Source organism: Nostoc sp., assembly GCF_036917455.1.
In the GTDB taxonomy this organism is placed as follows: domain Bacteria; phylum Cyanobacteriota; class Cyanobacteriia; order Cyanobacteriales; family Nostocaceae; genus Nostoc.
This window is the reverse complement of record NZ_JBALDK010000157.1, coordinates 1-10,831: the sequence shown is the minus strand read 5'-3', so window position 1 is coordinate 10,831 and position 10,831 is coordinate 1. Positions and strand designations below refer to the sequence as shown.

Here is a 10,831-nt window from a genome sequence, read left to right as displayed (position 1 = left end):
ATTGTTAAATGAAGGAGGCCTTATTATTAAATGGGAGCGCAAGATTAAAAATAAAGGTAATGCTGTTTATTAAATTTAGCTGCGTAGCAGCTTAGTAATGGATAATTTATCCGCACATAAACTAGATTCAATTGTGCCAATGATTGAAGCTGTCGGTGCGAAAGTTCTTTGTTTCTCTTCATACTCTCCCGATTTTAATCCCATTGAATTATGGTGGTCACAACTTAAATCTTTTTTACGTAGTTTCACTCCAACTACAACAGAAATGGTTGACAAACTAATCTCAGTTGCACTCGATTTAATAAATCCTCAACATTTAAGAAACTGGTTTGCTAGTTGCTGCTACTGTACCTCATAATAGCCGGAAGTGCTGTAAGTCAAGCGGGTGGCATGAACCACCCATCTTTCTGGTAAATTTCTGCGAACATAATCAACTTTTAGATTTCGTTACATCAGTTGATTTTCAGATCAGATGTTATCCAAGATTACCAGCAGCAGTAGTATAACTAGTAGTACCTATCGAGTTATGTCCTTTGTTGATGAACTTACCTGCCACATCATCATGCTTGATAAACTTTGTTGAATCCTCAAGTGGTATGTCAAAGTTGCAAGCGATGGTGCTGTAGTCTACTGTGGTAGTGCCACCATCGGTAGAGTTGTTGTAAATGCCGCCACCATCCCCAGACTGATAACTACCAGAACTGAGTTCGATTCCAAAAGCTTTATTATGCTTGATAGTACTGTTGCCCACTCTTAGACTGCCATTATTGTAAATGCCAGCGCCAAAGTGTGCTTGATTATTACTAATGCTGCTATCACTCACGTTGAAAACGCCTTCATTATAAATACCACCCCCGGCTGTGCCTGCCGTATTGCCACTAATACTGCTATATTTTACGGTGACAGTGGAATTTGCAAAATTGAAGATGCCACCACCTTCACCGTGATTCCCATACGTAGGGTCGGTAGTGTTAGCAGTATTGCCGTTGATGGTGCTGTAGTTCACTGTGAGGTTGCCATAACTGGTGTCAATACCGCCGCCGTAGGGAGCAGTGTTGCCGTTGATGGTGCTGTAGTTCACTGTGACGTTGCCAGCACTGTCAATGCCGCCGCCGCCAAGCTTGCCAGCAGTGTTGCCATTGATGGTGCTGTAGTTCACTGTAACGTTGCCAAAATTTAAAATGCCGCCACCAGTGTTGCCGTTGATGATGCTGTAGTTCACTGTGAGGTTGCCATTATCATAAATTGCAATGCCGCCGCCGCTGAGAGCAGTGTTGCCGTTGATGATGCTGTTACTTACCGTGAGACTGTTATTACTTACCGTGAGACTGTTATTCTGAATGTTGCAAATACCGCCGCCCGAAGCTGAGTCATTGTTACTAATATTATCCCCTTTTAGTATGAGAGTGCCAGAGTTGCAGATGCCACCACCTGCTTCACTACTATCGCGGTAACTATCACCTGTCGCCGAGTTCCCAGTAATGTTACTGTAGTTGACTGTGAGGATGCCAGAGTTGTAAATGCCGCCGCCGTTACCTTCACTATTATAATAATCATAGCTTTTGTTATCAGTAATAGTACTGTAGTTGACTGTGAGGATGCCAGAGTTGTAAATGCCGCCGCCGTCGCCGTCGCCGTCGGATGATGATAATCCCGTATAGTATAGATTTACACGACCTACTGAATTGCCAGTGATGATGCTGTTATTTAATGTAAGAGTACCTTCATTGGAAATACCACCACCCCCTCGTGTGTCAGTATTATTGGAGCCATTAAATGTATTGGTAACAGTCAGTCCATTGATTGCAGCAGTTACACCACTAGCAATATCAAAAACTCGTGTTGCACTATCGTCCTTAATAGTTAATAAGTTCGGATTTGTGCCTGCAATGGTAATGTCATTTGTGATACTCAGACTACTACCAGTTAAACTGATGGTATGAGCAAGTCCATCATTAAAAAGTCCACTAAAATTGATGATGTTTTTTCCTGTCGATGCATTTGCATCTAGAATTTCCTGCCTTAGTGAACCTGCACCACTGTTATTAGTATTAGTAACGGTAAATGTAGCCATTGTTATTGCTCCAGTTTTTAAGAGTATAAAAATTGCGCTCAAAGCTCGTATTGATAGTATTACGACTGCGAACATTTTTTATACTACTTACGGAGGATTGACAACTCAGTGGTTCATGGGACTGGTATAGCTTGCAGAATAGTTTGGTTGAACTTGCCGCAGACTTGGCAATATTGTCACCTGTAAGTAGAATGTCGGGAAATGGGATGGAGACGATATTGGGCTTAAACAACTGCACAGCAAGCATTTAAGGCATATTACATTGGTGAAATGATATCCCAAAAAAAGGGAGTAAGAAAAAGCTACCTGCACTCGATTAGGGACTTCCAGAAAATAAAATATCCACTTAATCAAAATGATAATCATTGTTAAGGGGGGTGGATGAAAATAATCTGATGAATCCCGATTTAGTTATTCCACAATCGGCTTCATCGCCTGCACCTGCCTCATCTACACTCAACTCAAATCCATAGAAGGAAATAATGCGTACTGTAACTTTTGATCATTCCCACATTAATATTTCAGACGATCCCGATCACCTTATTAGCGATCTAATAGAATTTGCACTTTCATCGCTTTACATAAATCAAATTGAAGAAAGGTTTGCTCCTGATGGCAATGGAATAGGATGGAACCATCCTAGAAATAAGAGCAGTACATGAGCCAATTGACGCTATCAAAAACTCTCACTACATTCATGTTGAGTGATTTCAATAAAAATATGCATACTGAAGAACTCTATCCTTGTCCCTGTTGTGGTTACAAAACTCTAGACACCAAGCCACCTGGAACATATCTTCTTTGTCCTATTTGTTTTTGGGAAGATGATGGTGAGACAATAGATTCCTATGGATGTAGCTGGGTGGGATCTAATCAGGTATCTCTTCGCCAAGCACAAAGAAATTATATTGCCTTTGGAGCTTGTGAGCCGGAATGGCTAGATTATGTTCGTTCTCCAAGAGATAACGATCTGCGAGATAGCAATTGGCAAACTATTGATACTTTAGAAGAACATAATAGACTAGCTTTAATTGCACAAATTACCGCAGCTTTTGATGGTGTAGAGCGGTCAGATGGAATTACATTACATGAAGCCAGAGCGCTAGATGACTATGCAGATACTCAGAAAGCCAGAAAAATAGACAGCGAAAGCCAATGGCAAGATATACCAGATGAATGGATTGAATATTTATTTGATGTCTTTCCCTTCTTTGATGCCAAAGGATTTCTTTACTACATTCCTGCTTATATGATTTGGTGCTTAAAACACTACAAAAACTTTAATTCCAATACTTTAGACTATACAATCTCTGTCTTAAAAAATAGAGGAGGTTATTATCGCCCTTACTTTGAATTATTCCACACGGATCAATTACAAGCGATCGCAGCATTTCTCCAATTTATGAATAATTTTTACCCATCTACTGCATAAAGTACCAAGCGTTGGCGTACAAGATTCGCATCTTACAACGACTTTATCAACGCCTGAAATTGTTCATTTGAACGAATCTTATCAAAATCTGAGTCAGTTTTAGCCATATCTTGGTATTGGTTAGGACTCAGATTTATCGCTTGTTGCAGGTTAAAGATTGCTTGCTATACAAGGTTTTAGTTCATTGGCTCGCTTAAAAGCTTCGAGAGCCTCGTCAAAACATTTTTTGTTTAAAAGTTCAACGCCCAAGTTATACCAAAATTTATCTTGATATGGTTGAATTTCTGGAGACACAGTGCTGTTTTCCTAATTGTGATAGGATATCTATTAAATTTTCTGATTCTTCCTGTAATTATTAAGTAAGTATTGTAGATTGCTGACATACATCTCTGTATAACCGCACTGACCACAGATAGAAGCTGTTAATGTCCCGGTGTGAGATCCTTTAAATATGAGTGCTTTTGGATTATCATAAATTTCTACTTGCAGATCCTGGTTAACCACTTGTGTGTGGGTGAAAATGTGAACGTTTGGAACTATATCTGACGAACCACATTTTAGACACACTGTTTGTTGATTTGGATACGTCGAAGAAGAATCATCAGCATTTATTATCCCTGTTGATGTTAATAGAACTGGCTGACCTTTAATACTAGAAGGAGCAATTTCGTCAATTCGCTGGAATGACTTATTTTCAATTCCGTCCTTTGACGTACCACAACTCCAACAGAAAGAGAAAGTCTCCTCATTCTCTTCATGGCACTTGCAACAAGACCACATTTGTATCACCTCTACAAAACAGTTGATGTTAGACAAGTTAAAATGCTAATTAGGCAATTTCGGATTCTGGTATTCAACTCGGTACTTAATGTTGGGGTTTTTGTTGTTGGTTGCGATCGCACTGCCCACTGTAGGCGAGCGTCGGACGTAATTTTACCCAAAGCGTCTTTGCTTTATCTGAAATATCAGATCCTATCTTTTCCAATGCCCCATCACCTACTTTTACTAAAATCGGTAGTGCTGGAGCCAAAAGTGCCGTCACAGTTTGGGCAAGTGCAGCCACATATATCATACTCTTAGAAGATGCGATCGCTTATAATTTCTCATTGAACGAAATCAAGCGCAAGATTAAAGAAATTGAGCTTGGACACTCCCCTATTTGCAGTTAACCCACGTTAATTTCGGAAAAAACTCCTTTGCGGCACAAGACACTAACATAGGATCTTCAATAGGGGGATTCGTATTTGGAACAATGTGAGAAGCGGTAACTTTTTTGAGAGTCCATTGAAAATCTTCTTTCTTATTATTAGCAATGCTTTTTACTTGAGTGTAGAAATATTCGCCACGAGCCAAACGATTAGAACCTTGTTGTGCATCGCACTTATAGGTATCATGCTTATCCGATAAAGGTTTGTTATCTTTTGTGCCTAAAATTATGGTCATTGGTGTGCTAAAGGTTGTTTTCAAGCCCACAAATGGTAGTTGATCTCCGGTTTGTTTATTGAAACCGCAGGGATAGTCCGTATGCTCATCGGGTATTGTGTACGAACCAGCCTCTGCGGCAATCGCCTTTTTGATATGTGCATGGGGCATAAAGATGACCATTCGATGTACGAACTGTGCGCCAGCAGAGTGACCATAGAGATAGTAATTGGTTGCGTTGACTTTGGTGCTTCTTTTCACGAAGTCAAAAATATTTTCAATTTCAGTAAACGCCCATTGATTTCGAGGATTTAGAATCTTCAAATCTTCTGTAAACATATTGCCAAGATTATACCCTGGAGCTAATGGATACCACTTTTGCTCAAACTGCGGAGCAAGCAGGATAAAATTTGGATTGCTGCTGTGCTTGCGGTTGTAGATATTTCTCCAGTCATTTCTATAATCTTCAGCATTCCGTTTTTCGCCATGCATGGCGAATACCACTTCAGTATTTGCCTCCAATTGATTAGGTAGGTAGTAGTAAACAGGGATAGAGAAATTGTCAGCTTCAACTTTATAAAGGAAACAACCCTCTCCTTTTTTCAACACCCTTAAAGTACAACTATTATCTGAATGTGCTGAGACTGACCCAGACGCGTTGAGCAGATGAGCGAAATCAAAGTAGAGGAAAGCAATCGTAATAAAAGCAAATAACCGTTTCATGGACTAAAACCTCTTTATATATATGGCAGACACCAAACAAGATGCCATTGCGCGATCGCTAGCTAAAATCAATGTTGCTTATGGACAAGCAAAGAAAGCTGGTTATAAGTGTGGTAACTATGATTGGTAAACCGTAATTACCGCAACCCTGATTTTGTTGTTTGTCTGATAAAACTTCACAATATATTCCTTCTTCCCAGTCCCCAGTCCCCAGTCCCTTACCTCTACGAGTGATTCAGAAATCAAATCGGATTGCTATAGTTATCTCTATCTAAGTGCAAGTAATAAAGTTACAGTTGCTAACTCAGTGTCAATTTCTGATTGGATCTGGGTTTGATGCCTTTGGATAACTTCAGTAAAAATGTTTACCATTTCAATATTACTAGAACAAACTTTCAACTTATAGTTATTTGAGTCACTAATATCTTTTTCAACCGCAGTAGTCTCTGGATAAAATAGAACTTGACAGTCAAGATACTGACTAAATTGCCTAAAAATTGTGGAATAATTATCACTTTGGGAATTAGATTCACCAGTATAGCTGCAACCAATAAAAGCAATTTGAGGAAATTCAGCCCGGAGTAGAGGGAGGAAGTAATAGGCGATGTCTGTATGAGAAATTACAACAATATCGATTTGACGAGATTGGATCGTGTAGCGGATAAAAGCCAACCAGTAAACTTCATCTAAGAAATTAGGTAGATGAAATATGTCTGGTGTTAGACGATAAAAGGAATCATACCAGGGATGCTCTGATTTTAAGGTTGTGGCGATCGCCATTTCATAACCCTCTTTTTCCAACAGCGTTACTAAGTCCAGATTAAATTTATCGATATTGCTATTGGAGAGGGAAGGAAAGAAAAACAGCAGGCGTTTCCCAACATTGTAACGGCTGAGGGAGTTTTGGACGGCTATTTGATATTTGAGTTGCTGCGGGTTAAGGGGTTGGCGGTTGAGAGAAATATTTTGAGTCGGGGTACTATTAAAAATTTCAGGGTAGCGAGACTGGATTAATTTAGTTACTTGCTTTCGTTCCCCAGGATCGAGATCCAAAGAGTTAATGCGGCGATTGCACTCTAGATATTCGGGAATTGTCCATCCTTGTTGTTGATTGGCGATCGCTTTTAGCCACCGTTCCCAATCTGCATATAGCTTTAAGTCTGCGTCAAATCCCCCTAGCTGCTCAAAATCCGCTTTGCGATACAGCAATCCTCTTGTAAACTGATTTTCGTCCAACAATAAAGCGGGTTGGCTAAAGCTATGATTGTACCAGCATTCCTCCGCTTGAAAGATCGCAGAGTAGGAGTTAACAAAGGAAAATTCCGAATGGGTTTCTAAGAACAGAATGCTTTTTTCGATATATGTGGGGTCAATAATGTCAACCAAATTGAGAAAAAATAAATATTTGCCTCTAGCTTGAGCGATCGCCGTATTGCGTCCTGCGGCATCACCTTGGTGGCTAGAATGAGAAATAACTTTGATTTTGTTGGTTCTTTGAGACAATGACTCAATGAATCGTATTGCATCGGAGTTAGTCGAGCCATCATTGACAATAATCCATTCCCAATTTTGCCAAGTTTGGTTGATTGCACTTCTGTAAGTAGTTTCAAAATATTCATAGTTATTAACAAACACAGAAATGATTGAAACTACAGGAGATTCAGAAGCTTCTGGCTGAAAAAATCTCACTTTTTGGCTAGCAATGAGAGCAACAAAATCTCGAATACGAATGTCGGAGTTAACTCGATCTGCTAACTGAAGTAAATCGGGCTTTTTCGAGCCGATTAGCCGTTTGAATTTTAACCAAGCACTGCGGAGTTGCCAAAACTTACTCGCAGACATCACCATACTAAAAGATTGCCATCGTTCCCACTCAAACTCAGCTTTTTGCGCCCTCAGCATCCATGTCTGCCATTGTACCTCTAGCCAGTCCTTCCCAGTTTGTAGTTGTTGATTCCATGCTTGCAAGCTTTTTAAAGCTTCCTGAGTTTGCACCCGTTCATCTTGAAGTTGCTGTGCTTTTAGCATCCATGTCTGCCATTGTATCTCTAGCCAATCCTTTCCAACTTGTAGTTGTTGATTCCATGATTGCACGTTTGTTAGAGTTTCTTGGGTTTGTGTGAGTTCATCCTGAAGTTGCTGTGCAGTTAGTATCCAAGCCTGAGACTGGGGAGATAAATTTTGGTTATTTAGAGGAGTAAACTGAAATACTTTACCTGAATTTTGCTCTTGCAGAAGTTGTTCGACGCCTGTCAGCAAGAAATTAAGCTGGCGTTGATTCCATTTAGCAGGCTCAATTTGGTATAAATATTGCCGCAGATAATACCGTTCTTTAGCTAGATTTACAGAACTAATTGTTGAGGAAGAATTTTTGGTGATGTAGAGAGGATAGGGGTAGTAAGCAATTTCTTTCCCAGTGGCGATCGCTGCTGCTAAGATGTGCCAATTGAGAGCTAACAATCCTCTCTCTAGCGAGTAGCGAAATTCTTGCAGCAGCTTGAGGGAAAATAACGCAGATATATCTTGATTGTGGTTAAACTCTAGTAACTTCAGCAAGCAACCATCGATAAAGGCGTAGTTTACCGCCGCAGGCATCGCTTTTAGTTCTCCATCGTTTTCTAATGTAATTTGAGGACATACTACTACATCTGCATCAGAGGCGATCGCCGCCGTCACTAACTTTTCTAGCATATCTGGTAAGGCAATATGTTCCACAGCTAACTGTAAAACATACTCTCCTACAGCTAATTCGACTAAGTAGTTATAACTTTCTCCCAAACTCCAGTTCACATCTAAATTTAAATATTTATAATCAGGAAACTTTGTTTGAGATGAAGTAATTATTTCTTGTAAATACTCATCATTTGATTCTCGATACCCGATGATGACATCAAAATTATTATAGGTTTGGACAGCAAGACTTTCTAAACATTCTAATATAGTATTTACTGGATGCCAACAGACAATAGCAATTGTAACTTTTGGAGTTTTAGGTTCTTTAGGAGCGCCATTAATAAAAGCTTGACTCATATATTCTAATCTTTGGTTCAGCAGGTGTTGATTAACTTGTTCTAAAAATTCCTCTTGGGGGATTAATGGGTTTTCGGGATAAGCATTAATTGCCTTAGTTATAGTTTGAGCGAGGGAATAGGAATTGGCTGGGTGAAAGTAACGCACGCAGTCAGAACGCTCAATTAAACTTAAAGTTTCTCGAAATCCCCCTGTATCTGAAACTACTAAACTGACAGGTAACTGTCCCATTTCTAGCGCCGTGTTGGGAAAGTTTTCTTGTATGCTTGTCAGGCAAACAATTGGGTAATTTAATTCAGAAATAAACTTAATTGCTTCTTTACTAGATAAACTTGGTATTAATTTGTAGGCTAGATTACTATCAATTTTTTGTTCAATATACTGCTGACTATCTAGATTTTTTAGTTGTGACGATTGTAGAGGAATAATTTTTCCCATAAAAATAACCTGAATTTTGTCAACTACGACAGGATTCAGTAACTTGATTGCTTCTACAAAAGTGCAAAGTCCTTTTCTCTCTTCCAAACGGCTGAAAAAGACAACGGGTATTTTATCAACATTACGATTACTTGATTTTGGGAACCTCTCACTTTTTTCATGCTGATGTGTAGTGGGTACAAAGTATGGTAAGTGCTTCGCCTGCGATGTTTTCCAACCATAACTTTCTAGTTTGGACTTGAGAAAGTGTGAAGGAAAGTAAGTGATGTCTGCATTTTCATAGGAAAATTGCTCGTAGTGGTAAGCTTGCCAGAACCACTGGGGTTGCTGTATGGCATATTGACTATTAACCTCGCGCAGCCATTCAAAGCATCCATGAGTAGTGACACCAATGAGACAACTATCACCTAGCAAACCAGTTTTTTTAGCTTGAATCGTGCGGTAGCCGAATCCCCAAATGTCTGGAAATTCTACATAAAGCACTGCATCTGGTAAGCTAGCGATCGCTGCTTGAGTAAAGAATAAACAACAGAAACTCTCATAGTCAAAGCTATTGCTAATTGCATCTTGCTGGGTTGTAGATAAAATTTGATGATGAATTAGCTGGAGATTTAAAACCTGTTTTATTTCGTGAGTGGAGAAAACACAATCTACATCAGCGAAACTTGGTTCTCCTTGAAAGTCAGTTTCAGTTTGACAAAGCAGCAGGATGACGTACCAGCCATCAGATTTAAGTTTTTGACTTAAGGTTGTATAGTAAGTCCCTATTCCGCCATTTTGAGAAAAACCTTCAAATTCATTGCTGACAAGGATAGCTACTTTTTGAGATAATAAGTTAAGTTTTTCTAAAAAGTGAGGCTGAAAGTTGATTTCAAAATTTGCCAAACGAGGAAATACTAAAGCGGAATTTTTTGTTCCTAGTTTTTTTACAAGTAGCTCTGGTGTTAATGAATCTACATTATAATCAAGAGTGCCTAATCTTTTCACGCCTTCTGGTTTTTGTCCAACGATATAGCGATCGTAGAATTCATCCTCTACCTCAAATAACTCTATTTTGCTAGAGGTTGGAGTTTCTCTATAGCAGAAATGAGTCAAAATATTTTCAGGAACAAGGCCACAAACAGCTGCAACTCTTTCAATAGCCGTTGAATTTGGTGGCGAACCATGAAACAGCCGTTTATCATATATCAGTGCTTGTCCGGCTTTCATCGGAATGCTGGTGAGATAGTTTTGTTGTAAAAGTGACAGTATATCTTGGCTGTAGGGAAATCCATTAAAAACAAAAAGTGGTCGGAGTTGTGAATTAAGCAAATGGCTTTTTTTTACAACTAGAAGACAACCATTTTGCTCGTGTACATCAATTAGAGGACACCACACTCCAAATGATTTTAGGGAACGTTCATCTACTAATGATGGATCTTGATGTAGAGGCATCTCACTAAATACATCAGGACTTTTAAAAACTAAATTACAAAGGACTATTCTATATTCAGGAAATAAGGTTGCTAATTTTGAAGAAAAACGCTTTTTTACTTCCTGAGTAATCATCTGGCAGTATGATAAATTTGAGGCGTTTATACTAAAAATCATACCTGAAACTAATAAGTTTTTAGAAAGAGAATACGTCTCGTTAAAGTTGAGCAGACTTTTTACTTCAAGTTCATTGAAATACTCAATTACCGTATATCCATTTATTTCAATTTCTTGATGAT

The 10,831-nt window shown here is 39.0% G+C and carries 9 protein-coding genes; 2 read left to right on the top strand and 7 right to left on the bottom strand.

Features of this window, described 5'->3' with window-relative positions; translation table 11 throughout:
- Positions 1-97: 97 nt before the first annotated feature.
- Positions 98-358: a transposase gene (locus V7K42_RS16990; RefSeq protein WP_334918038.1), complete on the top strand. Its 261-nt coding sequence runs from the start codon at positions 98-100 to the stop codon at positions 356-358.
- A gap of 117 nt (positions 359-475) precedes the next feature.
- Here V7K42_RS16990 and V7K42_RS16985 read toward each other — a convergent pair whose 3' ends face one another.
- A complete protein-coding gene (locus V7K42_RS16985; RefSeq protein ID WP_334918036.1) occupies positions 476-2,074 on the bottom strand; it encodes a beta strand repeat-containing protein in 1,599 nt (532 codons plus the stop codon).
- Positions 2,075-2,732: 658 nt separating this feature from the next.
- Between V7K42_RS16985 and V7K42_RS16980 the strand changes: the two genes are divergently transcribed.
- Positions 2,733-3,506 carry a DUF6714 family protein gene (locus tag V7K42_RS16980; protein ID WP_334918034.1) on the top strand — a complete coding sequence of 258 codons (774 nt, stop codon included), beginning with the start codon at positions 2,733-2,735 and terminating at the stop codon, positions 3,504-3,506.
- A 32-nt stretch (positions 3,507-3,538) separates the two neighbouring features.
- Here V7K42_RS16980 and V7K42_RS28975 read toward each other — a convergent pair whose 3' ends face one another.
- The 6 genes from V7K42_RS28975 to V7K42_RS16960 form a co-directional block, all read right to left on the bottom strand.
- Positions 3,539-3,664: a TPR end-of-group domain-containing protein gene (locus tag V7K42_RS28975; RefSeq protein WP_442938585.1), complete on the bottom strand. Its 126-nt coding sequence runs from the start codon at positions 3,662-3,664 to the stop codon at positions 3,539-3,541.
- Entirely contained in the window at positions 3,657-3,800 is a 144-nt protein-coding gene (locus tag V7K42_RS28970) for a tetratricopeptide repeat protein (protein WP_442938584.1), read from the bottom strand. Before V7K42_RS28970 ends, V7K42_RS28975 begins: the two co-directional genes overlap by 8 nt.
- Positions 3,801-3,833: 33 nt before the next feature.
- Positions 3,834-4,286, bottom strand: coding sequence for a hypothetical protein (locus V7K42_RS16975; RefSeq protein WP_334918033.1), 453 nt, complete (start codon positions 4,284-4,286; stop codon positions 3,834-3,836).
- Positions 4,287-4,371: 85 nt separating this feature from the next.
- Positions 4,372-4,569 (bottom strand): hypothetical protein, encoded by a 198-nt coding sequence (locus tag V7K42_RS16970; protein ID WP_334918031.1) that lies wholly within the window; start codon positions 4,567-4,569, stop codon positions 4,372-4,374.
- 92 nt (positions 4,570-4,661) lie between these two features.
- Entirely contained in the window at positions 4,662-5,651 is a 990-nt protein-coding gene (locus V7K42_RS16965; protein ID WP_334918029.1) for a hypothetical protein, read from the bottom strand.
- Between the two features lie 267 nt (positions 5,652-5,918).
- Entirely contained in the window at positions 5,919-10,667 is a 4,749-nt protein-coding gene (locus V7K42_RS16960; RefSeq protein WP_334918027.1) for a glycosyltransferase, read from the bottom strand.
- Positions 10,668-10,831: the final 164 nt, after the last annotated feature.